Raw genomic sequence first — 25,407 nt, forward strand, 5'->3', positions numbered from 1 at the left:
CCTTTTTTTCATAGAAAGGGGAAATTAGAGTGGATAAAAAGAAAAAACAACGTGTTAGACGTGTGATTATTATGGGGGTTGTCGCAATAATTGTATCGCTATACATTGGAAGCGAATTTCAGGATCGGAATGGGAAGAGTTATGCTCCTGCAAAGTATTTTGAAACAGGAACGAAGTTGATTTCGTTTTAATAATAATCTTGTCTCTTTTACTTACTATCGTGGATAAATCTGCATGACATGTACTATAGTTGATGTTATAATATGTGTAGAAGTATTATAATAATAGTTTTTGCATAAACTAAAGAAGACGAAGTGCTGGTAACACTTCGCCATATGTAACTGCTACCGCAAGGTGGTTGGTTACTAAAAATTTAGTTATTTTTTATTGAACCACCAAGTACGTTTGCGGCGTTGGGTGGTTCTTTTCGTTTTTCGTCGCTTTTTTTGTCTTTTTTTCCAAAACGTTGATAGGTATTTTCCTATATGTTTTGCAAAAAACACAGCGACTTCTCTAGCAATTACTTTCAGAATTTCAATTGCTATCATGAAAAGAATGTCCATATTGTCACCTCCTTTCTCCATAAAATAAAAGAGAAAGGAAAGCAACCGACCACCCTAAAATATTCAGTTACATTATATTCATTATACCATATTTGAGTGTGGGTTAATAGCTTAAAAACCTTGATATGACAACGTTTTTAAGGATTTTTGAGTTTTCGTGTCAGAGTTTTGAAATGGCAAAAATAATATTTTTTTTAGAAATGATTGACATGAAACTCCATATATCATAATATTGAAATTGTAATATTAAAGAAACCAAATCCAACATTTTCATATAGACTTTAGATTAGCTAAAAGGACACACCTAAGGCGCATTATGCCATAGGTGTGTCCTTTTTTTGCGTTTAAAGGCTACATAAGGAGGAATATAAACATTGAAGCCATCTAAGTTTCAAAAGAAGCAGATTGCTGCGGTAGGTTTAGCTGCTGCAACAGTAGCGGGTATCTATGGGTACAATCATTTCGCAGTCGAAAATGCAGTAAAACCAACGAAAGTTGTGGTAGCAGCAAAGGATATACCTGCGCATACAGAGATTAAAGAAGAAATGCTAGTGGAACGAACATTACCTGGTGATGGGATTCCTCCAAATGCATTACACTTAAGTAAAAAAGAGGTTATAGGTAAGTGGACAAATGATGGGCAGCCCATCACCGAAAATAGCTATCTTTTTAAAAATAAAGTAGTAAAGAAAGAGGAATTAGCTGACTCTGCAATTTTAAATTTGAAAGATGGAGAAGTTGCATTCCCGTTACTCGTTGATTTGGAAACAAGTTCAGGTAATAGTATCATTCCTAATACCTATGTGGACTTGTATTTCAAACAAGTTGTGAAAGACGGAGAGAATGAGAAGGTTGTATTCGGTGGTCTTTTCCAACGTGTACGTGTGACTGCTGCAAAAGATAGCAATACAGAAGATGCATTTGTATTAGAAAAGAAAGAATCAAAAGAGGAACAAGAAGGAAAACAAAAGCCAAAGGTAACGCGATTATATACACTGGCTGTTTCACCTGAACAGCTTCAATACTTAAATCGTGCAAAAACACTTGGAGATGTAATTCCTGTTGCAGTCGGACAAAAAGTAGAACAAACAGGGAAAGAACTAGAACCAGCTGAAGGATTCTCGCAAATATCTGATCAAAAGAACATTTTAGACTATATAGAGAAGCATTCGACCAATCCAATTTCTAAAAATGTAAAAGAGTATGTAGCGCAGTATCTGAACGAATCTAAGTAAGAAAGGAGTTTTTAGGATGGATCGGCAGGTAAAAATCATTGCCTTTTATGCCACAAATGAGAACGTAGGAAAAAGTACGTTAAGTATTACGATGGCAAATGAGTTAGCTCATCTAGAGAAAAAGGTGCTTTATGTAGAAGCGGACCAAGTAAGACCAAGTTTTGCGGTTGGAACTGGTCTTAGCCATGAGAGTAAAAACATGCTAGAGCTCGTAAGAAAAGAAAATGAATATAATCTTTCGCAGTATATTTGTACCAAGCAAGATTTGTTAGAGAAAAAAGTGAATCCAAGATTGATGCAAAAATTGCACGATAAGATGGATTTTCTGGTATTTCCATCAGGTTATAGTTTGGCTCAATTCCCAGAGATTCAAAACAAAGAATTGTTTGTAACGACATTTATCGAATCACTTGTAGATACAGAATATGACTACATCATTCTATCGGTACCAACTGAATTATCCGAGGTGCTAAGTTATCCGATCCTATATCAATCAGACCTTGTTGTTCATGTGCTAAATGGCAACCCTCGTGGTGCAATAGCAATTAAGCGAGAATTACAATTAATAGAAAATGCAAAGCTAACATTACCTCGAATGATTCATGTGCTAAATATGGCAGATGAGAATTATGTAGAAGATATTGAAAAGCTTTCTTCTCAAAAAATTGCGGTGACAATTCCGTATGACAGAGATCGTACGAGTTACGAATGGGGGATGCAATTTGGTTCCCCGCAAATTAATACAAAGGTCCATCACATTATGGAAGCAGCTGGTCTTGGTATTCCATCCCAGCAATCCTCTATGAAAAAGGGTCTCTTTGGTTTACGAAATTAAAAGGGGGTCAAGGAGTATGTGGGGCTATTTACAGGAAAAACAAATCGCCTTAAAGCGAAATCGAGTGGATTTATATCACTTTGGTTACATGATTCGTTCTAAATCAGCTCGAAAGTTAGGAACAACTACAGCTCAACAAATTAAAGATATAACAGATGAAATTCGTGCATTTTTAGTAAAAGACCATCGTGATATCCTAAGTGAATCCTTTATGAATAAAGAAAAGAGAGCAGCTGTAGAACAAATCATTAAAAGCTTTTTATTGAGTAATCAGGTTGTCATTTCAGAGGTACCTTCTGAACAGTTACTAAATATGGTGTGTGACGAAATTGTGGGGTTTGGGATTATAGAACCTTTAAAAGAAGATAAGGATGTAACGGATATTTATATCAATGGCACAAAAGAAATCATTTACGAAAAAATTGGAGAGGGAGAATGTACATTTCCTTACCGATTTGAGACGGAAGAAGAAGTAAAAGCTCTAGCTTATAAGATGGTAAACAGTACATCAGAGTCATTAAATACAGCAAAGCCGTATGTGGACTGTGTATTTCCATATATACGTATCAATATTGCGTTAGATGAACTTGGGGGACTCGGAACAACAATAACGATTCGTAAGAATGCGGATCACCTTCGTGCTTCTGAAGAGCGGATGTTATCTACCAATCAAGCGTCAAAAGAGATGTTGGACTTTTTGGCTGCCGCCGTGAAAGCCAAAATGAATATTTTAGTTGCTGGAGCTACAGGTACCGGAAAATCAGAGTTTATGAAATATCTTGCTTCTCACATTCCGAAAGGAAAGAAAAAAGAACGTACTCTTGTAGTAGAAGATAACCCTGAATTATATTTGCATCGCATTTTTCCGGAACATCATTTTGTTCCGATGCAATGTAGGGCATCGGAAGTAGAAGAAAATGCAATCGACTTTGATAGATTGTTAACAAATGCTTTACGTCAAGGACCAAAGCGATTAATTGTAGGGGAATCGAGGGGGAAAGAAGCGTTAAAAATGATTAACTTCTTCCAAACAGGACATCCTGGTTTCACCTCTGTCCATGCAAGAAGTGCAAAAGAAGCAGTTAGACGTTTAATGCTCATGTGTCTGCAAAGTGGTGCGAATATCGATGCCCAGTATTTATATGAATTAATCTCACAGACATTTGATGTGATTGTCTTTTTAGAAAAGAAAGATGATGGAAATCGCTATATTACAGAGATGATTGAGTTATTGGATTATCAAGATGATATACAGTTCAATCAGCTTTCTCAATTTATCCCTTCGGGTGAGGAATATGATGAAATGAATGAAAGAGTAGGAAAGATTCATGGAGATCATATCATTACAGCCAAGATGTCAGCTGAAATGGAGAAGAAATTCCGTTCTTCTACTGTAAATCCAGCTCTTTATGCATCATTCCTTTCACAACAGGAGGTGCAGTATGCATAGTTTATTGGCTTATGGATGTATATTTTTAATCTTTATTAGTGTTGGATTGCTCGTTTTACTTTTTACAAAATCTAAGGGTTCTGCTCTCTCTCAATTTGTACAAGAAAACGAGAAAGAAGAAAGGCGCTTGGAATTAAGAAATATTAAAGGGATACGAATGTATCTACCACAATCCGTTATCCAAGAAGCTCAAAAGTACGAATGGAAATTGACAAAGAGTATGTACTGGATATATACGATTCTTTCTGGGATGAGTATTGCAGCAGTATTCTATTTTTCTTTTGGTAGAGATCCTTTTACGCTGATTACCGTTTTATCTGGGTTTTTAGTTCCAAGGTTTCTTCTCTATCGAAGAAAAAAACGTTACTACTTGGTTGTCATTGACCGTCTTTCTATCTATATGAAAGCAGTAGCAAATGCACTTCAAATTAGTAACAATGCAAAACGGGTGTTAGTTCAGGTGAAACCAATGATGCATGAAAGCATTCAAGAAGAAATAGAAAAAGTTTCTCTTTTATTAGAAGGTGGAACCACAATGCATCGTGCATTTAGAGGATTCAATGAAACGTTTAGCTTTAGAGAATTGGTTTTCTTCCATGAAATGTTGGAAGTGTGCAGTCGAGAAGGTGGAACAAATTCAGTACAAGTCCTACTAGATATTGCAGAAGATTTTGAAAAACAAAAACTATACCTGGCAAGATTGCGTTCTAGTTTGTCGCAAGCACAACGTGCTTTTGTACAGAACTGCTTAATCGTTATCGCCATGCCAATTGTTATTATGTTGATGTCAAAAGAAGCATATGGATTTTTAGCAGGTTCTATGATGGGGAAAATCGCGTTAGCGGTAAATATGTTCATTGTCTTTTTCTTAGCAACCCGTGTAGAAAAGATTGCAAATTATAACCCAACAGAAAGAGGGGAATAAGGTGGCTACGATTTTAGCTGTAGTGGTATTCGTTGTCATGTATTGGGTATTCTCTACCTTTCTACAAAGTAAAAAAGACAGCGGTAGCTTACTTGCAAACTATGTAGAAAATGCAAAACGAATTGAAAAGAAGAATTTAAATCAAATGATGCTCGCTCCCTTCCAGTCGTTATCACATAAGTACCTGACAGAAGAAAAGAAAGAGCAGATTCAGAAAAAATTAGAAGAAGCTGGCCTGGATACGAAACCTGAAGAATATTTAAAAATGAAGGTTGCATATCCCATCATTTTCACCTCTGTTTTCTTGATATGTACGGTGTTCCATGATTACTACTTATTTAAAGTGGGTGTTTTAATTTCACCGCTGCTTTATTTCTATCCTGATTATCTATTAAAGAGAAGAATCAAGCAGGCGATAGAAGCTAGGAAGTTCGAATTACCAGAGTATCTAATTCCTATGCTGCAGTTGTTAAAAACACATACAACATTAGAAGCAGTAAAAAAGGCGCAAATATATGCCGGAAGACATCTTCGTCCGTATGTATCTACACTTACAGCGGAATTAGAAATGTATGCAGGATCGGATCAACCATTTCGAAACTTTGCAGCAGCCTTAAATAGTCCAGAAGTAAATACCTTTACGATTGCATTGCAACAAGCACAAAAAACGGACAAGGTACAGAGTCTTCGTATTATGGACGCACAGATTAAAATGATGCGTGAGTTAAAACATGAGAACTATAACCGTCTCATTCAAAATAAACCAATGGAAATGAATAAATTTAATGTCGCAGTTATTGGATGTATTGTGATTTATCCAATGGTGATTGTTATTCAATCTTTAATGCAAGGATTTGCAAGTTTATAGAAGATATTATCAAAAATGGAATAGGTAAAGGAGCAAAATATATGTTAACGAAAATGAAGAATTGGTTAAAAAATGAAGACTCACAATTATCATCAGAAAATGGTATGTTAATCGCTTTGGCGGTGATTATCGTATTAGTAATTGGCCCGTTTGTATGGAAAGCAATCCAAGGTGGTTATGACTCAATTCTAGCTCGATTTACAAAAGCATCAAGCAATGCAGATGTGAATTCTTGGAACAAGTAATAGAAGTTTTAAATGAACGATGTTTATTACGTATAGCTCAAATAAATGGATAAGGGAGATTCAATCATGTTAGCAAAAATGAAGAGTTGGTTAAAAAATGAGGATTCACAGTTATCATCAGAAAACGGTATGTTAATTGCTCTGGCGGTGATTATCGTATTAGTCATCGGCCCATTTGTATGGAAGGCAATCCAAGGTGGTTATGATACAATCCTGGCACGATTCACAAAAGCATCAAGCAATGCAGACGTAAATTCTTGGAATAAGTAATTAAAGATTTAAATAGATAAGTTCTAATTTTAGTAGATTCTTAAAATCGATATATAAAGGAGACGAAATGAAATGTTAGCAAAAATGAAAAGTTGGTTAAAAAATGAAGACTCACAATTATCATCAGAAAACGGTATGTTAATCGCGTTAGCGGTGATCATCGTATTAGTAATTGGCCCGTTCGTATGGAAAGCAATTCAAGGTGGTTATGATACGATCCTGGCACGATTCACAAAAGCATCAAGCAATGCAGATGTAGATTCTTGGAACAACAAATAAGTTTTGGATTGAAAATAAGAGGGGGCGTGTTTCATATAGCTCCCTCCTTTTAAAACATAAGGAGGTATTATGATGAGATTCAGTAAAGTAATGATTCCCTCATTAGCAACATTGGCCCTTGGCATGTCACTAATGGGTACACCTGCAAGTGCAGCAACAACAGCTGATACAAAACTAAATCAAAGTATAACAGGTGGCGAACATAATATTGCCGTTACACCAATTAGTAACTTTAACGCCGTAACGCTAAGTGGAGAAACGCAAGTGACACATGCAAATCCTGGTGTGCTAACAGTGACAGATGCAACTGGTTCAGGGAATGGTTGGAGAATCAATGTAAAAGCAGATCAATTTAAAGTAAGTGGAGATGCAAAATCAAATCGAACACTTCCAAAGGGTTCCTTAGTCTTGAATAGTGGTGGTGCTGCTATTACAAAAGTAGGAGGGACAAGTTCACCAAATCCGGAGTTTAAAACAACTAACTATATTATAGACACAGATAATCAAGTTACGATTTTAAGTGCGAAAAAAGATGAGGGTATGGGTAAATATAATGTTAGTTTCCATGATAAGTCCCTAGCTTTAACTTTAAATCCGCATAGTACGTATGTTGAGAATAAAGCTGGTGCTACCTCATATGAGTCAAAACTGACATATTCTATTGTAACAGGACCTTAAAAGAAAATTATTATACAGAAGGGAATCACGTATGTATGATTCTCTTCTGTACATAGAAAGAAGGGGCAGAATGAAAAGCTATGTATATAAAATTTTAATTAGTATTTTGATCGCGATTATATTCATTTTAAGTGTAAGCCTAAAACCTTTTAAAGTTGTTTATGCAGAAGAAAAACAAGATAGTTTACCGTTTGATGTAAGCATTCATGTCCCAGATAATCAACTAGGTGATATAAAAAATTATTTTAATTTACAGGTAAAAAAGAAACAGAATCAAACAGTAAAATTGGATGTACACAATAAAGCTAATAATCCAATCAGAGTCAATGTAAAAGTTGCCAACGCTCTCACCTCTACAAACGGTGGTATTATGTATGTACCAAATCGTGAAGTCTCACAAAGTATATTAATAGATAAAGATTTCTATATGGATCAGTATGTTCAAGCTCCTGACGCTGTTTCCTTAGAGGGGAATCAAACGAAAACGATTGAGGTACATTTAACGACACCAAATCAAGATGGCGTATTTTTGGGCGGATTATTATTTGAGTTAGCGCAAGATACAAAAGCACAGAATCTTGAAAAAGACGGATTGAACTTCTCTGTACATAATCGCATTGAATATGCGGTAGCGTTACAATTGAATAATTAAGAGACTGAAAATTCAATTAATAAAACACCTCTTAAATTAAATGGCACAACTGTTGAATCTTATCCAACACAACCACAAGTCCATGCACTTATTCAAAATACAAATGCAAATATTGTAAGGGATGTAGCAGTTTACTATGAAGTTTTATCCCAGGATAAATTTATCTTTCATGGTAATATTTCAGCATTCAATGTAGCGCCAAAATCCAAGGTAGGCTTATCGATCCCATGGAAAGCGAAAGAATACAAAGATGGAAAGTATACACTAAAAGTCACAATAAAAGAGAATGGTATATCCAAAACATATACAGAACCGATACGTATAACTGCTTCAAATGTGACAGAGTATGCGGAACAAACAGGGGCAGTAAAAGTGTTGCCTGGGTATTCTAATCAAATATATATAATAGCGGCTGGTGTTTTTATATTAATCGTTTCAATGTTTGTATTTGTATGGTGGAGAAAGAAACATGCAAATCAGAAGGAGGAAAAGAAGGCATCTTAGATAGTATAGAAATGGAAATGGGGGAAAAACAGTGAAATGGGGGAAGGTTCTTACTTCAATCATACTTTTAAGTATATCGTGCTTATTTATTGATTTAAAAGATAACTCTATATTGGCTGATCAAGTAGTAAAACAGCAAAATGGTATTCCAACCCTCACTGCAAATGGAAAAGAAAATGAAGTGAAGCTAGAATGGGCGATTGATATCTTAGAGCAGGATGTATTATGGAAAATTGATTTTAATAACCCGAAAGAAGTCAATTTGATGAGTGGTTGGGGGGAATTTTACGGGAATGGGAATCAAAGTTTACAAACTGAAGTCTTTTATCCAGGTGGCACCGATACTAGCGGATACAAAGTATTTGATACAAAATCGGGAGGTAATCGAGTCTTATATCCTTATACAGTAAGAGAGAGTTCCATTGCTGTTTTTAAGCGATTAAACGTACCAAATAATGCTTATATTTCAGCAACATTTAAAGCAAAGTCACAAGGATTAGGGAGAATTAGTTTCTATGGTGACGGAAGCTGGGAAACAGGGAGAGAATTTGATTATTATAACGCTACTGTTTTAAAGGATGTTCCAAGCGGTTCAAAAGAATTAGAAATTAATAATATCTCTTTGTTTCCAGAGAGGGAACCCGGTACCAACATACCAAGGGATAGAAGACATATAACTTCGGATATAAACAAAGATGTGTATCAAGATTCTCCCATGATAGATAAGGTGATACCTTACCAGGATGGTTCTGGAAATGGCAAGTTAATATTAAATAGTCCTATTGTGACTCCAATGAAACAAGGGGATCGACTAAAAACAAGAAAATGGGCAGCGCCTATCCAATTACCGAATAATCGTACAGTCACAAAGAATGATACGAACAAAGACATAAATGGATGGTCTACATTTAGTATGAATACTCAAGTTGCAAATAATCCGTTTTATATTACTGAGCAACGAGGCGTAACTTTTTATATGCTTGCCTATTCAGAAGGGATTACCTATGTGGATGAGTTAAAAGTGGGGTATGCATCAGAAGCAGAAGTATATAGGGGGAATCAGCAAATATATAAGGGCAGACTCTCTGACTATGTAGATAAAGAAGCAAAAGATCAAGCAGTACCAACAACACCAGAAAGCTTTCAAATTGAAAATAGAGAACTGAAAGAAACTAAAGTAACGTTTGCACCTGCGAAAGATGAGGGGAGTACCTATCATTATAAAATTCGTGGAGTTGGTAGGAATGGCGTCTCGGACTTTTCTAAGGAAATTCCTGCAACTGTAACAAGTGGCGTAAAGGGATATGAATATGTAGTGAATGATAAATCCGACACATCACTTGATAAAGTAAGTGGTGTTCAGTTTACAAATCAGACTAGCATTCAGTTTCTGACTAATTATGCAAAACCACAATATGTACATATCCGAACGGTAGATAAAGCTGGAAATAAAAGTGCGACAAAGCATATTTTGACCACAAAAAAAGGACAGGTAGACATGCTCACTGTGCCAAAAAGTGTAGAGTTCAGCCCGATTCAATTAAATGGAGAAAAACAAAATTCATTTGGCACATTAGATAAACTCACTATACATGATAGTCGAAATCAAGCTGATGGATGGAGATTGAATATGACTATTTCGCAATTTACAGAGTCGAACATAGCAAAACAATTGCCAAAGGGTTCTCTATCCTTAAAAAATCAAGTGAGTGTAACAAAAGTAAAAGGTCCAGAGACAGGGAAACCTATTGTACAGATCCCAAATACACCTATTGATAATGGGGCAGCACACACTATTATCCGGGCTTCGAAAGATGTAGCAATTGGAGAATATCAAGTCGATTTTGGACAAAATGGATTACAACTGCAGTTAGATCCAGGGACAACTTATGTAGGGAAGGATAGGCAAGCCACTTATACATCTACGGTCACTTGGTCTGTAGTGAGTGGACCGTAATAATCCATTAAAACCGGAAAATAAGGAGAAAAATTATGAGTATATATGTAATAGGAATACTAATAGGATATATGACCTTGAATGTATTTACTGATTTGAAATATAGAAAAACGAAAAATATATGGCATCTATTATTCTTAATTGTTGGTATAGGAATCACGTATTTTGCCGGAATAAGAGCAGGGAAAGAGATTGCAATTGTACTAGTCATGGCCTTAGCGTGTGGTTTATTGCTAGAGACATTTAAATTTTCTTCACCTGGTGATACCAAAATGCTTGTGGTGGTAGCCTTATATGTTAGCAATGTAGTAGAAGAATCGGCTATGCTTACAGCCATTACATTAACAGCTTTCCATTTACTATTCTTTTGGATTGCTAGTGTGTATCGATTAATTAAAATTTTAGGGTTTGTAGGAGCGATTAAAGACCAATTGGAGCATGCTGCTTCTATATTTGGGGCAAAACTACCAAAAAAAGAAATCAAGCTGATACAAAGCTTTCCAGGGGCTTGTTCTATTTTATTAGGAGCAATTGTGTATGTTGCGTTCACTATCTATCAAAACGGAGGCATGTTAGCTTGAATAGTAGAATCATTCATCAAAGAGAAACATATATTTATTTCACGATATTCGCACTAGTAGGGGTACTTATTGCAAATATGTTTATTCATATGGTGTTTATACTAGCGTATCCGTTACTTATCGGATTAATTGTACAAGTTGTTCTGCTTCAGAAGATGAAAAAACCTTTTTATCGGAGCGGAAAAGAATTAACGGAACAGTTAAAACTAAAGAATATATTTCTAGTAGAATCAAATATTTTAGGGGATGAAGAAGGAACCGTCTATGAGGTGCATCAAATGCCTTTTGGATTCTCTAATGGATTAATTAATAAAGATAAGAGTTATAAAGTCATAAAACAAGAGTATGATAGAAAGGTCAAAGAGGATCTAACGAAAATTGCAAAATGGCAAGTTACCACAAAAGCTAGACTTGTTACGACAACACATTTTCGTTTGTATGCAATTTGGCAGAAAAATAGCACAGGCTATCAATTGAAAAAAATAGACGATTGTATTGATCCATATGCCAAGATGAACCTCATTCAATGGATGATTGCTTCATTCTGTACGACTGGTCGTATTAAGTACGATAAAAAACCGAAAGAGTGGGCTAGCTATGAATGGATTACTTTAAGGTAAATAGAAAAGACAGAATGTAAAACTTCTGTCTTTTTTTATTTAGTTCTTAAAATATGAAGGGAAAATGAATATATTAAACAGTGTAATAGATAAAACATTCGAAGGAGTAGATTTAATTGACTAATTTACCAATGATTTTTGGAATGCTATTTTGGTTAGGATGGGCATTATTCTGCTGTTTAGCTCTTTTTGTAGCAAAAGATGAAAATAAGTATTTAAAAAGCCTATTGTTTAGTATGTTTATGACTATGTTATTAATTAAGGTGGGAGGATATTAATAGAGGGGGATCAAGCTCATTTTCTATTATGTCAAATTAGTAGTTTCATTTCGTTAAAAAGAGACCTCCATATAAAAATGGAGATCCTTTAAAATGACGATGAGATATGACTCGATATCTCGTGTAGGACACTTTAATTATACATTATTCCAATAAATTAGAAAAGAATGTACAACAAAGGCTAGACTTGTTACGACAAACCATTTTCGTTGGAATCAATTAAATCGACTGCGACAAGTATTTTTGAAGGCGTGTGAGCAGGTTAAAACAACGAACTGTGTATTCCCATTAGAATTTCATTATGATGAATCCGAATGTGTAGAAGAATGTTTTTATTTTTGCCTGTGGGACAAGTGATATCCATACCCAAATAGACTGAAATCAATAAAGGTGAAGCCTCCTAGTTTTGGAACAAGAACATTGCTCGTGTTCCAATTTTCATCACTTTCTCTCCCTCATTTCCATTAGAAAAAATGTATATTTTCTACATAGTTTAAAACATTTTTCAAATTGAACAGTTTAGCAATCGGGCACTCTAGCTTAAGAAAAGATACCACAATATGTTGAGATAAAATCTGAAAATGTTGATGTTAACGAATAATAAAGTTGTTTAAATATGGAAGTTCAATAACTGTTCACTTATAATTAATATAAATGAACGAATAATTTTTTATTTAGAGATAACTTATTTAGTTTTCATTATTACTTTTAACAAAGGGAGAAGTAAGTCATGAGAGATAGGTTTATAGAAACTAGTATAAAAAAAATAAAAGAGGCTAGTAACAATAATAAGCTAGTTGTTTTTGTTGGAGCGGGTGTATCAGCTAATTCAGGTGTTCCTACATGGGGAGAATTAATAAATGAATTAGCAAGAGAACTCGGAGAATTTAAGATAGAGAACTCTTCAGATATGTACCTTAAAATAGCGCAATATTATTTTAATGAAAGAGGGGAAAAAGAGTATTTTGAAAAGTTAAATGAGATTTTTTTGACGAAAAAATATAAACCTAATCCAATTCATAATGAGATTTTTAAACTTAAACCAACGCATATTGTTACTACGAATTACGATACGTTATTAGAAGAAGCTGCATTAGAAAATGGTCAGTTTTATCATGTAGTAAGGCAAGAATTAGACTTACCTTACAATAATTTAAATAAAACTATATTGAAAATGCACGGAGATTTTGAAAATGGAAATATTGTTTTAAAAGAAGATGATTACTTAAACTATTCTTCTAATTTCGCTTTAATTGAGAATTATTTAAAATCTTTGATTGCTACAAATACAGTACTATTTATTGGATATTCCGTAAGTGATCCTAACTTTAATTTAATTTTCCAATGGGTTAAAAATATTCTTAAAAACCATTTTCAGCCGGCATATTTAATAGAAGCTAGTAATAGTTACTCTAGGATGGAATATGAATATTATAAAAATAGAGGAATAAATATCTTATACTGCGATGGGATATCTTCTGATATAGAAGTGAATAATATATTTGAAAAAGATAACTGGAGAGGCAATAAACTATTTGATATTTTAAATTACTTTAATAGTTTTAATAAAGTGAATGACTTAACTGGAGTAGAAGAAATTTATACGAAACTAAGTTGCTTTGAGAATTTAAATTTTGTTATGCCAGCACAAGTAGTCAAAAATCTCAAATTAAAATCAGTAGGATACGATTTATATGGAGACAGAAATATATGTAGCTTAGAAGATAAAAATGTATTATTAGATGTATTTAATAATGCTGAAGCATATAAAAATAATAAGTTATTTTTAAAAATATGTAACCTGTTAAAAAAGGCAAATGTATATGGAGTATCTAGCGATAGAAGTGTAATTTATCAATTAGATGGAGGAAATGAGTATATATTAAGTGCTCAAAAATCAATTATAGAGAATGATAGCTTGATAGGTGAAAAAGAGCTAGAACTTAGAGAAAACAATTACTTTTCTATGTTAAAGCAAGCTTATCGGGATTACGAAAATGATAGATACTATGATGCATATAACTATTATAAAACTATTTCTAGAAATGCGTTTAATGATAAAGAGTACTTAGTTTACTATATTTCTGAATTCAACAGGAAACATGTAGGTTATTTTATGTCTAATTCGTTTGATAAAATTGATGATGAAGTAAAAAAAGATATAGAACAGATAAATTTAGAGGAAATCTATAATAATTTGCCCTTTAAAGAAAGAAAAAGTCTTGAATTTATAAAAGAGTTGCAAGATTTTAATCTGATTTATAAAATTCAAAATAAATTAAGAAGAGAAGTAAAAACACTTCAGAAAACAAAGCGTACTATTGAAAAAGGCGGAATGGCATTTAACAGTTCACTCCAAAAGAATTTTAATATAATCAGTGATATTTGGATGTTTATAAAAATCAATTATTTATGCTTAGATAAATATTTAGAAGTAGAGGCGTTATACTTGGACTTTATAGAGGGAGTATTTGCGAGCTATAGTACTCAAACTGAAAATAGTTCAAAAGGATTTAGTAATGTAGCAATAAATAAAATAGAGCAGCTAGATATTTTTAGTGTATATGTAATAATTACAAAGTTAAAAACAAAGGATTTTGAAAATCTACTGTATGATTATGATATTAAAAATATTTCACTTAACAATGATGCTGTAGAATATATTATTAAAGTTGTAGATAAATTCGTCCCGAATTTTTACAAAGAAGAAATTAGAGATAAGAAAGAACATTATTTGTTTAATTTATTGGTGTTGTTATCTAAAGTAGATTTAGAAAAAAATGTTGCGAATCAAATAGCCTTAAAACTTTTAGGATTGATATGTAAAAATACATATCTAAATGAAATGAAGTATTTGAATAGTTATATAGTGTCTATAGCGAAGAAAAATTTAATAGATCAAGACGTAGTTATAAAATTCTTAGAAAGGTATTTAGAGGTATCATATGATAATCCGAAAATAATAGAATATGATACTGATAATTTATATGAAAATTTAGCTAGCATTTATAAAAAATATGATAAAAAAGAATTCATTTTAAAGGATAGTGTGCTTTTTAAGCATTTTGAATCAATAGACATGGAAACTATAAATCAGAAGTATAATGAGGTATATAGAACTTTAATAGATTTACTTTTACCTATTCATACTGCTATGAGTAATGATATAAAATCTAAATTGAAAGAGTTAATAATTTCTTTGATTAAGGATATTGAAAATAAAGAAACAGAGATAAATTATTATGAATTAAATTTTTATTTTATATCTGCCTTGAATGATCTAGTATCTTCTAACGAAAATATAAATCGTTTAATATTAGAAGATGCTAAAAAGAAGAAACTTTTTTATGAAAATAATAATTTTAAACCAAATCATGATCCAGTAATAAGAAATATTGATATAATAGTAAATTTATATAGACGAAATTTTATAAGTAAAGAAGAAATTAAATCATATATTCATTTATTTAGAGGGGTAAGTGAGTATTTTGACTTTATATTTTATGATGAAGATGTCGAGCTGAGCAAATTAGATTATATATATTATTTGAATCAAAATGAAATCGATAGATTCATGGAAAATGAAAAATTTAAGGCTGAAGTTCATAAATTGTTTGATAAAAAACTTGAGCAGCGATTAAGTAAAAAAGAATATGATATTTTTAAAAAAATATATAAAGATAAATTTTAAACAACCTTAACTCTAACTGTCGATTTGAAAGCCAGGTGGTTCTTTTATTTCTAAGAACAAAATTAAACAACTTTACTATCTCTGCACAGTTGTAGAAAATGCGGTTATTTATGATACAAAAAAAAGGATAGATAGAGCATACTTTCTATTGCTCACCTATCCTTTTAAATTTATCTCTAATAATGTCTCACATAATATACAAATTCAATAATCATAAAAATTTATAATTAATATCTTGACTTTTAATGATATAAATCGCTTTATATTTCTTATTTTTATATTTAGATTTTGAAGGTGTATCAATAGGTATTGTAAGAGGAAATAGTTAAAATGTTCAAAGGAGAAGCTTTATCATGGCTGATGAACTCATAAAATTAAAACGATTATTATAAGAAAAAATAATAATAAAAGAAGGGTTTGAAAAATATAAGTTTATAAGTATATCTTTTAATGCTGCTTTTTTTATCCGAAAAAGAATATTATCAAGTCTAGATTTGGTTTCTAAGGCATTAAAAGTATTGCAAAATAAGAGTTAATAAAAAGTCTTGCTGCTTAAATTTTGGCACAGAAAAAAGGGGAAAGATAATGGCTTAACAGTTTAATATAGGAATATAAATTGTTTTAATACTTAAATTAAATTGTATAAATACCCTAATTATAAGGCAGCTTTGTCAGGAAAAGAAAATATTGTTTTTTAATAAGGAGTAAAAATGAGTGTCGATATAAAAATAATATCTGCTTTTATCTCAGTAATAGTTTCAGTTCTTACTTTTTTAATTATTCATTTATATATAGAGCCTAAAAAGGCAAAAAGAAATTTTAAAATGGAGCGGTTAAAAAATTTATATGCCCCCTTGTATACTATAGTGGTGTCTAGAATTAATTGTGTTAGAGAGTTAGGGGTTGCGCAGAATCGAATTTTATTAGGAAACTCTCCTAATAAAAAATACTTAAATCGAGAATATATGGAAAAGTTCATATTAGATAATTCTGGTTACGCTAGTGACGACCTAATTAATGCTTTTGTAGATTATACATCATCAGAAGGGAGCATTTCACACGAGGTCACTGTCAATTTGGTCACTGTTGTAGTAAAAGAATACAATAAGCTAAAAAAGGAATTACATATTGAATATGATGATGCAGAGTTAAACACAGGTATTCCGAATGTAATAAAAGAATTTAGAGAAATTAGTTAATCAAAATTATATTTAGTGATTTTAAAACCAAAAAAAAGAAATTTTAATGCATAAAAAACAAAAAAAGAGGGGGGTATCCTACTCCTCTCTTTTTTCATATTAATGAATATATAATGCATTTAAAAGATTGATATAGTCTCAGCTTGGTAAAATTCATTTAAATCTAATTCAAATGAATTTGCTTCTTGTTCACTTGGGAAATAGATTACACTTCGGAAAATCCCCTTAGTGTCTATGGATTTGACACGTAAAATTAGTTTGTTTTCGGTTTTAATAAAGTCGTGAGCTTTAAGGTGGAAGAAACCAACTATGCTTGGTAACTCTAAGGTAACATTAAAGAGTTGTACAGTCGTTAATTCTCTAAATTGAAATGATAGTCCTTCAGTTTCTAATAGATCGTTAATGTTAGCCCCTGAATAGTTAGTAAAAGAGATTTCATCCATTACTATAAATTCTTTAAAAGGTCTATTCTCAATTAAAGTCCGGTATAATTCTTCAATTAAAATTACATCATTTATCTCCAATTTAGAATTTGGTTTGAAGTGTACATTTAATTTTGTTTGTAGTGAAAATACTTTTTCCCAAACTTTTATTGTTTGTTCTATAGATTTTATTTCATTTTCATTTTTCTCTCCTGAAATATTTTGAGTACTGATTGCAATTCCGTTTAGTTCAATTTCACCAGTTATACAAGCCTGATATAACTTTAAATTTTCAAGTATTTCATCAACTGAATTTATACTGTCCAAATCTATTTTAAAGTTAAATTCAAGTTGTTGTTCAACTTCATCAATAATATAAGAGATTTCAAATGAAGCTTGGTTAATACTTTGAAATAAACTTTTTTGTAAATCAGGGTATGGTTGCCTTTGAACAAGAAATTCCTTCGATATACCATTACCTTCTAATATTAATTTAAAAGGAGCGGGAAATGGATTAGGTGGTATCATCCATTGACCATCTTCTACTAACTGATTTTCTCTAAAAGGGAAATAAATTAGTTCGTTAGGTTTAAACTCATTATTATTTAAAAGAACCCGTGTTTCCTCACTTGTTTCTATTTTTAATGGACGCTGGATTCGATACATAAATTGTATTAATTCCAGCAAGTTAGAAGGGGTGAAGTTTTCAGGTAAGTCGTTAGGTATTTCGATTTTTAAACCTTTGAAGGTAATTGGTCTATCTGTAGTAGTAATCCCAACGGCACCGTTTCCTAAATCCTTATAATTGAAACCTTCGGGCAATTTTTCATTTAAAGAATCAAGGATTTCTCTAGGGATTCCTGTATTGATTCTGTTTTTTTTAAAAAAAGCATTTTCAAAATTAGCAAACATATTACCAGTCCTCCTGTAATTCATTAAAAGCTAAAACTTTAGAAATAAGTGTGTATTTTTGTATATCACTTATTTCATCCATGTTTTCTACTATAAACTCAATTAATTCTGCTCTATCATTTGAATCCTTAACAATAATATATTTAATTGCATCAAGCTCAAAATTTAACCATAAATTTGAACACTTTGTAATCCCATTTGAATATACCTGATAGCTATTGGGGTTCATTTGTTCAGGATCTAGAACTAGCGGTAAGTCTGTCCCAGCTTCCAATACATTAGGAATAAACCTCCACTCTCTTTCATCATGAAAATTTCTTGTATGATATTCTCTGTTAACAATCATGTCCCCCTCGAGTGGTTTCATATAAAAGAGATTATGTAACAAATAATTGTTATAACTACTATTTTTTTCTCTTACCTCTAGTGATTGTTTTAATGTATCAGAAAATATATTACTAAAATCCTCCCTTAGAGGAGAATATGGGTTAATATAATGAATTGGTTGAATTCCTTTTTGTATTCCCCACTCTTTACTTAAACCAATCCCGTAATAACCGTAATTTTCCATATGTGGTACCAGTTTGTTTAAATGTATATCACAGAAACAACTCATAGGAAATGCAATCTTATCAACACCATTTATATTCAAATAGTCAATTTTCTCCTCATAATAGCGAGGAAGAATAGCCATTTTTTCAATAATTTCTTTTAGGAAACGGAGTTCTCCCATAAACTTAAATAATACATTTGCGCTTTGAATAGGACGAGTAAATGAATTTTGTTTACTGGTGGTAGGTACTTCATCTAACTTAATGACTTTCAATTCTTCCTTAGTATCTATCATTTCAATTCCTCTCATCATAATTATTTGTTCAATATTTCCATTATACGATAGTCGGTTATTGGAAATCTATTAATTATATTTATTGAATGTTATTGGATAAATACTTGAAAATAAATAAAGGTTTTATTAATATGGAATTATATTTAATGTTTAATTGATTCCGTTTATTCCCACACCTTATTGTGTTGTGGTTGAGTTGTAGAGAAGCAAGTTGCGTCTTGTTTCATTTATGAAAGGGCTTCTTTGAGCCGATTAGTGTATATAGCTTATTTTGCTATGCACATTTTTAATCGACTTGAAGGAGCCCTTTTTGTGTTGTTTTTAAGTTAGGAATCACTTGTAAAAAGGTAGTTAGATTTAGGTATACAAATAAAAAACACTGTGAGAAAAAACACAAGATTTGTGTTTTTTTTGCTTTGGAAGGGGATCATTATAATGAAATACGAACATGCAATTACACTAGATAAACCATTACTATCATTAGACGAGATAATAAAAATTTTTCAGAGGAATGAAGTTACTCAACCAATTCGAAAGCGTGATTCTAGCATTAGCTATGATACAGAAGATTATATTGCAGATAAAATGACAGCCTTACACATCAACTCTGATGAGTATTACAATACGATTTTTTTACCAATTTTAAACCATGATTGTGAAGAAGATTGTTATTTTCCATTTGAAAGGAAGTACTGTTTAGAGGTGTATGGCTATCCATGTACGTTAGAAGATGCGTTTAAGGAATGGGGTCTTTATATTATTAACAAAATGGATTGTACATTAGAAACAGTAATGTCTGAGTATGTAGAGGTTACAAATCCTTTATTTGATCCGACTGTAGAAGAATTGGCCAGAATTATTAAATATAACAAAGAGCGTACTAAGGAGTGTAGTAGATTATTTAATATATCTCTTGAACCATTGAAGAAATTATTAAAGGAGTCCCCCCATACCGTTATTGAGATCATTCAAAACATTGAAATGGAGGACATATCAAAACTTCCTACACACTTAGGTGTTCAATTTGCTTATAGAAGGGAAACGAAAGAACTTTACATGTATTATGGAGAAAAACATTTGCCGTGGCTTTATCGAGTATTACTTTTTCTTCATATTTTTGAGTTATCTATTCTAAGTGTAAAGTGATCAATTGTTGTGAAGTAGAAAAATAATAAATATATAACCAGGAGGAAAATTAAATGAAAATGAGTTATGAAGTATCTATATTTTGTTCTGCACATCCAGATGATTTTATGCCAAATTTGCGTGCATTACGAATGAGAGTTACAAAGGAAGAAGCATTTTGGGAACGAGATTGTTATCAGTTTTCCATTAAACCATCAAACTTGTCACAGCGAGCAGCGAAACAAGCAGGGGAAATCAATTTGTATCATGTCTATTTCAATGGATGTATACGAGATTTCCTTTTTTTATTGGAGCGATGCTTTAGAGGGACAAGTTATCGCTTTACTGCAATCCGCGGTTTCCTAGAAATAGAAGGGTATTCCCTTAAGAAATGGAAACCGATTCTACACAGCCATTATGTAAAGCCTGCAGATGTGGATTGTCTTTTTAAGAAGGATGATCTAGCTATGATTGTGCATCATAATGGAGTGTTAGAAGTGGTTAAGCGTGCAGAAAAAGGTGAAGAATTAAAAAAAGTAAACTTTCTAAATGTAGATAGCTGGTTACAGGCGCTAAATCCGACAAAAGAAGATCTATTTTCTTTAACAGGCGTGAGTGTATCTTAATGAGTAATTTGCAAAAACATGTGAAAGTGTACAGACAGAGGGAATGACAGAAATCCGTAGTTAAAAACGACTATGAATTTCTGTCTTTTTATTTTATTGATGAACAAAAAGAATATCTAAATAGAAGTATAAAAAGTTTAATGGAAGTATCTGTTCCATATATAATAAACAGTATACAAGGAGTGGGGAATAATGAATTATAACATTCAAAAAGGTCAATTTCGTTTAACGAGTGCTTATCCAAAAGGTAGCTGGTGGGAATTTTACCGTGTTACGTGTCCGATTTGTCATGATACAGGTAATTGCATGCTGCATGTTTCGCAAGAGAAGGTAGCATGTACACGTGTAGAAAGTAAATGGATTTATGGGAAAAACACGGGTAATCCAAGCTACATTCATTACATAAATGGAAAAGATAAGTATCAATTACCTGAGGCGGATGAAGTTCAGATTCATGCTAAGAAAAGTAATGAAGAATTAGATGTGTTTAATCGTAAGTTAATGGATTTTATACCATTGCAGGAGCATCATCATACACATTTATTACGAGATAGAAAAATGAGCGAGGAACAAATACAAGTACGTCAATATCGATCTTTCTTAAAACAACAAATTGTGTTAGAGAAGGATAATACGTATACGACTGTTTGGGAACAGCTATTTAAACAGATGGGGAATAAAAACTGTTGGCAGGGGGTTCCGGGCTTTTATGAGATGAGGAAGGGTCAACTTTCTCTTCGTTTGATGTCAGGATCTCCTGGTATATTGATCCCTTTTCGAAACCAGTACAATCAAATTGTTGGATGGCAGGTCCGTGTGGATGAAGTGAAAAACTCCGTTCATGTGAAATCGGCATCTCCTGGAGTTCAAGCGGAATTAATCGAGCAGCCTAATGTTGTAAAGATAACTAAAAATGGTGATTGTATCTTTGAAGGCGAACTAGAAGTAAGCAAAAAGGTAGAGATTCCATTTCAAGAGGGACAAATTGTTGTAAAGATCCATAAAGGGCAAAAATACCTGTGGCTCTCATCAGCAAACAAAAATCAAGGGACTGGTGCAGGTGGTAGTGAAAATCCACTTCCTGTACATGTAGGGGTACCAAGTTCTCATTTAAAACATTGGAATTCTGGTACATTGCATCAAACGAAATCAGTAATGATCACAGAAGGACCTATGAAAGCCGATTTGATTGCTGATTTGATTTCAGAGAGATTTAATAAAGAGGAGATTTCTGAAATAGGAACAACGGTTCTTGCGATTCCTGGTGTAAATGCTTGGCGAATTGCTATGCCTGTATTAAAGGATATGGGTATAGAAAATGTCTATTTAGCGTTTGATGCCGATTTAGTAGAGAATCAAAAAGTAAGGAAAGCTCTTATAGACTTTGCGACAGAGTTAAAGCGAGTGGGCTATAACGTAATCATAGCTGCATGGAACCCAACGCAAGGTAAGGGGCTGGATGATACAATGCAAGCGGGATTTAAACCTGTATTTCAGAGACTGTGAAAGTTATAAAGTAGGTTGATATTTTTATAAATAGGTAGATTGAAAAAGATAGAGTTTTTAATTCTATCTTTTTCTTATATCCAATTAACTAAAAGAAGGGTAGAAGAGAATATGAATACATCTATGAAAAAAAATCTAGTGAATTTACGAGTTGATTTTGCTTTTAAGCGCTTGTTTGGAGTAGAAGGAAATGAGGAGATACTCATTGGTTTTCTTAATGCGGTATTAAAATCCTCTTTAGATGAGGAAATTATTTCTTTGCATTTAGATGATCCGCATCTTCCAAGGGAACAAAAGGATGATAAATTGTCTATTTTAGATTTGCGAGCTACCCTTAATAGTGGTATAAAATTAAATATAGAGATACAGGTTCGCGACAAAAAAGACATGATCGAGCGATCTTTGTTCTACTGGGCTGGCATGTATTATTCTCAAATGACTCAGGGGATGAAGTATACAGAATTAAGACCAACTATTTGTATTAATATAGTGGATTTCATTCTGTTTCCAGGAGAAGAAGACTTTCATAATGTCGGTGTAGTCATGAACAAAAAATCGAAACACATAATTTCAGAGAATATGCAATTGCACTTTCTTGAGATTCCAAAAGTAATTCGAGAATGGCAAGAAGATCGAATGGATCCATGGGAGGATATATTAGCACGTTGGCTATTATTATTTCCTGCTTATGAAGATGAGAAATTAACTACAATCCTGGAGGGAATCGCGATGGAAAAAGATCCAGTTTTGAAAAAAGCAATAGAGGATTGGGAGCGTTTAAGTAGTGATAAAGACTTTTTACGCTTATATGAAGCGAGAGAAAAGGCAATAAAAGATAGAATATCAGAAATAGAGACGGCAGAAGAAAAGGCCGCGGAAAAAGCAGCGAAAGAAGCTAGAATAGCAACTAAGATAGAGATGATTCACAATTTAATTAATGTCGGTGTACCTATAGAGAAAGTAGCGAAAGCCACTGAATTAAGTGTGGAAGAGGTTAATGAAATTCTAAAAAATAAAGAGTAAATATAAATGATATAAAACAGGTAATTGTGATTACAAACAATTACCTGTTTTTTTATTTTTGATTGATGCCCATTTTGTGATTACAACTATATTTTTTCTTGCTTTAGGATTCCCTCTAATTTATAACGAAATTTATTAAGTTATAATGAAATTAAGAGAATATATGCGAAGGAAGAGGAAATTAATATGAAGGTAACCAGAGATACGCTACATGAAATATACGATGCGTTGCAATCTATTTTAAATAGTAGTGAAATAATAATTAACCCTATAGAGGCAGCATTAAGAAAAGCGAAAAAAATAGAAGTTGTTTCGGTTGAATTAGATTCATTTTTCGAAGAGAAAGAATAATTATATACTTACTGTGTAATTTTTACATACTTAAGGGGTGTAATATTACAATTGAACTACTCACCACTTAACGTCCTTACGGACTGTTTGAAGTGTGAGATTCCTGTGAACACCGATGTATCCACCGGTTATCTTAGCAGGCTCTGCCCGTAGTCCTTACGGTGAAAACATAAGTATCTTGTACGTTGACTCACCACGCTTCCTACTTTAGCTTGGTTTTCGCAACTTCAGCAAACGTGGGTCGAAAGAACGCTGAAGATTTTACGGTTGCAACGTTTTTCTGCAACCAACCCCATATCTTCAGTTTTCAAAGAGCAATCTGTACAAGTATATGGTAGCAAACATGTTGGCTTATGCCAACCGACATTCATCTCCCACCTAAAATTGGTGTTTCACACCTTCACGCTTTTGAGGAAGGAGTCTTCTGTCGGAAAAAGATAAAGTCGTTAGAGGTATGTTAATATGCAAAAGAAAAAAGAAGGTTATTATGTACATGTGTATACACTGAGAGACAAAAGTACAAAATCAATAAAAATAAAACCATCGCGCTCATTGAAAGAGGAAATGAATGTTTTAGGTCTTACGGACAGTGATATTTTTCAAATTCAAATGGTATGGTACGATCCAAATAAAGTGGATAAAAAGTAATGAATGTGTAAATAAGGGGTTGTATTTTTAAAATCGTATTGATATAATATAAACGTAATAAGATTTTACAATGAAATATAAAATTAATCAGTTCGCATATAAGAGAAGACCTCAATATGCGCCATGTCCTTAGGGGACGTGTGCGTGTATTGAGGTCTTTTTGCGTTTAGCGAGCAAAAACATCCGGAGGTGCAGGAATTATGTTGAATTGGTTGTCTGCAAAACTTATGACAACATCAGTAGGAGATTTCTTACTGGCAAAAAATAGTTTTTCGAAAGGGCTTGGTGGTAATGGTGGTGGCGGTAATGCTGAAACCGTTCAAAAAAGCATGAACACTTTGGTGAAAACCTTAATTGGTTTTGGGGGAATTTGGGTGGCAGCTTGCGTTGTATTTGCAGCTATTAAACTATCTGGAGCACAAGGGAAGAACCCTGAAAACCGTACACAAGCTATGATTGGTTTAGCTTGTGCGGCAATTGGAGGCTTTGTCATGATCAAAGCTTACGATATCGCTGCTTGGGTGACAACAATCTAACATAAGAGTTTGTACAAGCTCTCCTCGATTTGGGGAGAGCTTCTCTTATACAAGGGAGGAAAAAGAATGAGAAAAGTAACTGTTCCTGTTGATATGACTTCGGAACAAAAAACACTACTAGGTGTGCTGAGCAAGCGCCAATTGATTTATCTATTGGGTGGCGGAGCATCCCTTTATTTATATGTACCATTTTTATGGCGACTATTCGCACCTATTGATGCAGTAGTAGCATTTTTTATTTGCTTAATTTTAGCACTACCAACGGTAATAGGTGTTATAACATTTGCGTTTATATATAAAGAAAAACAACACATGTATCTAGATAAGTATCTACTTATCAAAATGCGTAGCCGCTCTGAAAAAGGTAAGTGGAGAAAAGGGTACGAGCCAACTACATGGGCAAAGGAGAACTTATAAATGTTAGAAATGATATATTTTGCAGCGATAGCCATTGTAGGATTTTTCTTTTATCGAAAAATGAATGGAAAACCGCTGTTTGGTTCTAAGAAAAAAGGGAAAAAGCAAGGTGGAGTAGAGAAACACACTACTGAAAAAGCTGGAAAGAAAAATAAAAAAAATAC

27 protein-coding genes and 1 pseudogene are annotated in these 25,407 nt (G+C 32.9%); 25 read left to right on the top strand and 3 right to left on the bottom strand.

The window, feature by feature from the left end:
- Window positions 1-29 precede the first annotated feature (29 nt).
- Window positions 30-191 (top strand): hypothetical protein, encoded by a 162-nt coding sequence (locus ACZDYH_RS28355; protein WP_000358430.1) that lies wholly within the window; start codon window positions 30-32, stop codon window positions 189-191.
- A gap of 186 nt (window positions 192-377) precedes the next feature.
- Here the strand turns inward: ACZDYH_RS28355 and ACZDYH_RS28360 are convergent, their stop codons facing one another.
- The gene (locus tag ACZDYH_RS28360) at window positions 378-563 is read right to left on the bottom strand and encodes a hypothetical protein (protein WP_000353169.1); all 186 of its coding nucleotides are present in this window, start codon (window positions 561-563) and stop codon (window positions 378-380) included.
- 374 nt (window positions 564-937) lie between these two features.
- On the opposite strand from ACZDYH_RS28360, the gene cpaB reads away from it, so the two are divergent.
- From cpaB to ACZDYH_RS28440, 16 genes and pseudogenes are all read left to right on the top strand, one after another.
- A complete protein-coding gene (cpaB, locus tag ACZDYH_RS28365; RefSeq protein WP_474887744.1) occupies window positions 938-1,798 on the top strand; it encodes a Flp pilus assembly protein CpaB in 861 nt (286 codons plus the stop codon).
- Between the two features lie 16 nt (window positions 1,799-1,814).
- Complete coding sequence (locus tag ACZDYH_RS28370) at window positions 1,815-2,633, top strand: AAA family ATPase (RefSeq protein ID WP_172852332.1); 819 nt, start codon at window positions 1,815-1,817, stop codon at window positions 2,631-2,633.
- Between the two features lie 16 nt (window positions 2,634-2,649).
- Complete coding sequence (locus tag ACZDYH_RS28375) at window positions 2,650-4,083, top strand: TadA family conjugal transfer-associated ATPase (RefSeq protein ID WP_000264602.1); 1,434 nt, start codon at window positions 2,650-2,652, stop codon at window positions 4,081-4,083.
- Window positions 4,076-5,008, top strand: a complete 933-nt coding sequence (locus ACZDYH_RS28380) for a type II secretion system F family protein (protein ID WP_474887747.1) — start codon at window positions 4,076-4,078, stop codon at window positions 5,006-5,008. Before ACZDYH_RS28375 ends, ACZDYH_RS28380 begins: the two co-directional genes overlap by 8 nt.
- A 1-nt stretch (window position 5,009) precedes the next feature.
- Entirely contained in the window at window positions 5,010-5,876 is an 867-nt protein-coding gene (locus ACZDYH_RS28385; RefSeq protein ID WP_016083178.1) for a hypothetical protein, read from the top strand.
- Between the two features lie 41 nt (window positions 5,877-5,917).
- Complete coding sequence (locus ACZDYH_RS28390; RefSeq protein ID WP_086405623.1) at window positions 5,918-6,121, top strand: hypothetical protein; 204 nt, start codon at window positions 5,918-5,920, stop codon at window positions 6,119-6,121.
- Window positions 6,122-6,187: 66 nt separating this feature from the next.
- A complete protein-coding gene (locus ACZDYH_RS28395) occupies window positions 6,188-6,391 on the top strand; it encodes a hypothetical protein (RefSeq protein WP_000879962.1) in 204 nt (67 codons plus the stop codon).
- Between the two features lie 72 nt (window positions 6,392-6,463).
- Window positions 6,464-6,670 carry a hypothetical protein gene (locus tag ACZDYH_RS28400; RefSeq protein WP_017762535.1) on the top strand — a complete coding sequence of 69 codons (207 nt, stop codon included), beginning with the start codon at window positions 6,464-6,466 and terminating at the stop codon, window positions 6,668-6,670.
- A gap of 72 nt (window positions 6,671-6,742) precedes the next feature.
- Complete coding sequence (locus tag ACZDYH_RS28405) at window positions 6,743-7,348, top strand: WxL domain-containing protein (protein ID WP_088021305.1); 606 nt, start codon at window positions 6,743-6,745, stop codon at window positions 7,346-7,348.
- A gap of 70 nt (window positions 7,349-7,418) precedes the next feature.
- Window positions 7,419-8,504, top strand: a pseudogene (locus tag ACZDYH_RS28410) (DUF916 domain-containing protein).
- A 31-nt stretch (window positions 8,505-8,535) separates the two neighbouring features.
- Complete coding sequence (locus ACZDYH_RS28415; protein ID WP_474887749.1) at window positions 8,536-10,461, top strand: WxL domain-containing protein; 1,926 nt, start codon at window positions 8,536-8,538, stop codon at window positions 10,459-10,461.
- A 35-nt stretch (window positions 10,462-10,496) separates the two neighbouring features.
- Window positions 10,497-11,042 carry a hypothetical protein gene (locus tag ACZDYH_RS28420; protein WP_474887751.1) on the top strand — a complete coding sequence of 182 codons (546 nt, stop codon included), beginning with the start codon at window positions 10,497-10,499 and terminating at the stop codon, window positions 11,040-11,042.
- A complete protein-coding gene (locus ACZDYH_RS28425) occupies window positions 11,039-11,662 on the top strand; it encodes a hypothetical protein (RefSeq protein ID WP_474887753.1) in 624 nt (207 codons plus the stop codon). The genes ACZDYH_RS28420 and ACZDYH_RS28425 overlap by 4 nt, the downstream gene beginning before the upstream one ends.
- A 116-nt stretch (window positions 11,663-11,778) precedes the next feature.
- Entirely contained in the window at window positions 11,779-11,940 is a 162-nt protein-coding gene (locus tag ACZDYH_RS28430) for a hypothetical protein (RefSeq protein WP_176522195.1), read from the top strand.
- 730 nt (window positions 11,941-12,670) lie between these two features.
- Window positions 12,671-15,631: an SIR2 family protein gene (locus ACZDYH_RS28435; protein WP_474887755.1), complete on the top strand. Its 2,961-nt coding sequence runs from the start codon at window positions 12,671-12,673 to the stop codon at window positions 15,629-15,631.
- 710 nt (window positions 15,632-16,341) lie between these two features.
- A complete protein-coding gene (locus ACZDYH_RS28440; RefSeq protein WP_474887757.1) occupies window positions 16,342-16,830 on the top strand; it encodes a hypothetical protein in 489 nt (162 codons plus the stop codon).
- A 119-nt stretch (window positions 16,831-16,949) separates the two neighbouring features.
- Here ACZDYH_RS28440 and ACZDYH_RS28445 read toward each other — a convergent pair whose 3' ends face one another.
- Both ACZDYH_RS28445 and ACZDYH_RS28450 read right to left on the bottom strand, forming a co-directional pair.
- Window positions 16,950-18,164 carry an abortive infection system toxin AbiGii family protein gene (locus ACZDYH_RS28445; RefSeq protein WP_474887759.1) on the bottom strand — a complete coding sequence of 405 codons (1,215 nt, stop codon included), beginning with the start codon at window positions 18,162-18,164 and terminating at the stop codon, window positions 16,950-16,952.
- 1 nt (window position 18,165) lies between these two features.
- Window positions 18,166-19,011 carry an abortive infection system antitoxin AbiGi family protein gene (locus tag ACZDYH_RS28450; protein ID WP_474887761.1) on the bottom strand — a complete coding sequence of 282 codons (846 nt, stop codon included), beginning with the start codon at window positions 19,009-19,011 and terminating at the stop codon, window positions 18,166-18,168.
- Window positions 19,012-19,446: 435 nt separating this feature from the next.
- On the opposite strand from ACZDYH_RS28450, the gene ACZDYH_RS28455 reads away from it, so the two are divergent.
- From ACZDYH_RS28455 to ACZDYH_RS28490, 8 genes are all read left to right on the top strand, one after another.
- The gene (locus tag ACZDYH_RS28455) at window positions 19,447-20,157 is read left to right on the top strand and encodes a hypothetical protein (protein WP_017762542.1); all 711 of its coding nucleotides are present in this window, start codon (window positions 19,447-19,449) and stop codon (window positions 20,155-20,157) included.
- A 53-nt stretch (window positions 20,158-20,210) separates the two neighbouring features.
- On the top strand, window positions 20,211-20,762 hold the full coding sequence (locus ACZDYH_RS28460) for a hypothetical protein (RefSeq protein ID WP_474887763.1): 552 nt from the start codon (window positions 20,211-20,213) through the stop codon (window positions 20,760-20,762).
- 192 nt (window positions 20,763-20,954) lie between these two features.
- Window positions 20,955-22,268, top strand: coding sequence for a DUF3854 domain-containing protein (locus ACZDYH_RS28465; protein WP_474887765.1), 1,314 nt, complete (start codon window positions 20,955-20,957; stop codon window positions 22,266-22,268).
- Between the two features lie 111 nt (window positions 22,269-22,379).
- A complete protein-coding gene (locus ACZDYH_RS28470; RefSeq protein WP_474887767.1) occupies window positions 22,380-23,291 on the top strand; it encodes an Rpn family recombination-promoting nuclease/putative transposase in 912 nt (303 codons plus the stop codon).
- A gap of 186 nt (window positions 23,292-23,477) precedes the next feature.
- Window positions 23,478-23,642, top strand: coding sequence for a hypothetical protein (locus ACZDYH_RS28475; protein WP_333724845.1), 165 nt, complete (start codon window positions 23,478-23,480; stop codon window positions 23,640-23,642).
- 462 nt (window positions 23,643-24,104) lie between these two features.
- Complete coding sequence (locus tag ACZDYH_RS28480) at window positions 24,105-24,290, top strand: hypothetical protein (protein WP_050822506.1); 186 nt, start codon at window positions 24,105-24,107, stop codon at window positions 24,288-24,290.
- A 200-nt stretch (window positions 24,291-24,490) separates the two neighbouring features.
- A complete protein-coding gene (locus tag ACZDYH_RS28485; protein WP_000935868.1) occupies window positions 24,491-24,826 on the top strand; it encodes a hypothetical protein in 336 nt (111 codons plus the stop codon).
- Window positions 24,827-24,892: 66 nt separating this feature from the next.
- Window positions 24,893-25,243, top strand: coding sequence for a PrgI family protein (locus ACZDYH_RS28490; RefSeq protein WP_001233532.1), 351 nt, complete (start codon window positions 24,893-24,895; stop codon window positions 25,241-25,243).
- The last annotated feature ends 164 nt before the right edge of the window (window positions 25,244-25,407 follow it).

The sequence above is a fragment of the Bacillus sp. EB V-12 genome, from assembly GCF_056158125.1.

What these genes read in the sequence shown, in the direction of transcription:
- ACZDYH_RS28360 (WP_000353169.1), bottom strand. Translation starts at nt 563, where the DNA reads ATGGACATTCTTTTCATGATAGCAATTGAAATTCTGAAAGTAATTGCT.
- ACZDYH_RS28370 (WP_172852332.1), top strand. Translation starts at nt 1,815, where the DNA reads ATGGATCGGCAGGTAAAAATCATTGCCTTTTATGCCACAAATGAGAAC.
- ACZDYH_RS28375 (WP_000264602.1), top strand. Translation starts at nt 2,650, where the DNA reads ATGTGGGGCTATTTACAGGAAAAACAAATCGCCTTAAAGCGAAATCGA.
- ACZDYH_RS28380 (WP_474887747.1), top strand. Translation starts at nt 4,076, where the DNA reads ATGCATAGTTTATTGGCTTATGGATGTATATTTTTAATCTTTATTAGT.
- ACZDYH_RS28390 (WP_086405623.1), top strand. Translation starts at nt 5,918, where the DNA reads ATGTTAACGAAAATGAAGAATTGGTTAAAAAATGAAGACTCACAATTA.
- ACZDYH_RS28395 (WP_000879962.1), top strand. Translation starts at nt 6,188, where the DNA reads ATGTTAGCAAAAATGAAGAGTTGGTTAAAAAATGAGGATTCACAGTTA.
- ACZDYH_RS28400 (WP_017762535.1), top strand. Translation starts at nt 6,464, where the DNA reads ATGTTAGCAAAAATGAAAAGTTGGTTAAAAAATGAAGACTCACAATTA.
- ACZDYH_RS28405 (WP_088021305.1), top strand. Translation starts at nt 6,743, where the DNA reads ATGAGATTCAGTAAAGTAATGATTCCCTCATTAGCAACATTGGCCCTT.
- ACZDYH_RS28420 (WP_474887751.1), top strand. Translation starts at nt 10,497, where the DNA reads ATGAGTATATATGTAATAGGAATACTAATAGGATATATGACCTTGAAT.
- ACZDYH_RS28435 (WP_474887755.1), top strand. Translation starts at nt 12,671, where the DNA reads ATGAGAGATAGGTTTATAGAAACTAGTATAAAAAAAATAAAAGAGGCT.
- ACZDYH_RS28440 (WP_474887757.1), top strand. Translation starts at nt 16,342, where the DNA reads ATGAGTGTCGATATAAAAATAATATCTGCTTTTATCTCAGTAATAGTT.
- ACZDYH_RS28445 (WP_474887759.1), bottom strand. Translation starts at nt 18,164, where the DNA reads ATGTTTGCTAATTTTGAAAATGCTTTTTTTAAAAAAAACAGAATCAAT.
- ACZDYH_RS28450 (WP_474887761.1), bottom strand. Translation starts at nt 19,011, where the DNA reads ATGATAGATACTAAGGAAGAATTGAAAGTCATTAAGTTAGATGAAGTA.
- ACZDYH_RS28455 (WP_017762542.1), top strand. Translation starts at nt 19,447, where the DNA reads ATGAAATACGAACATGCAATTACACTAGATAAACCATTACTATCATTA.
- ACZDYH_RS28460 (WP_474887763.1), top strand. Translation starts at nt 20,211, where the DNA reads ATGAAAATGAGTTATGAAGTATCTATATTTTGTTCTGCACATCCAGAT.
- ACZDYH_RS28465 (WP_474887765.1), top strand. Translation starts at nt 20,955, where the DNA reads ATGAATTATAACATTCAAAAAGGTCAATTTCGTTTAACGAGTGCTTAT.
- ACZDYH_RS28470 (WP_474887767.1), top strand. Translation starts at nt 22,380, where the DNA reads ATGAATACATCTATGAAAAAAAATCTAGTGAATTTACGAGTTGATTTT.
- ACZDYH_RS28475 (WP_333724845.1), top strand. Translation starts at nt 23,478, where the DNA reads ATGAAGGTAACCAGAGATACGCTACATGAAATATACGATGCGTTGCAA.
- ACZDYH_RS28480 (WP_050822506.1), top strand. Translation starts at nt 24,105, where the DNA reads ATGCAAAAGAAAAAAGAAGGTTATTATGTACATGTGTATACACTGAGA.
- ACZDYH_RS28485 (WP_000935868.1), top strand. Translation starts at nt 24,491, where the DNA reads ATGTTGAATTGGTTGTCTGCAAAACTTATGACAACATCAGTAGGAGAT.
- ACZDYH_RS28490 (WP_001233532.1), top strand. Translation starts at nt 24,893, where the DNA reads ATGAGAAAAGTAACTGTTCCTGTTGATATGACTTCGGAACAAAAAACA.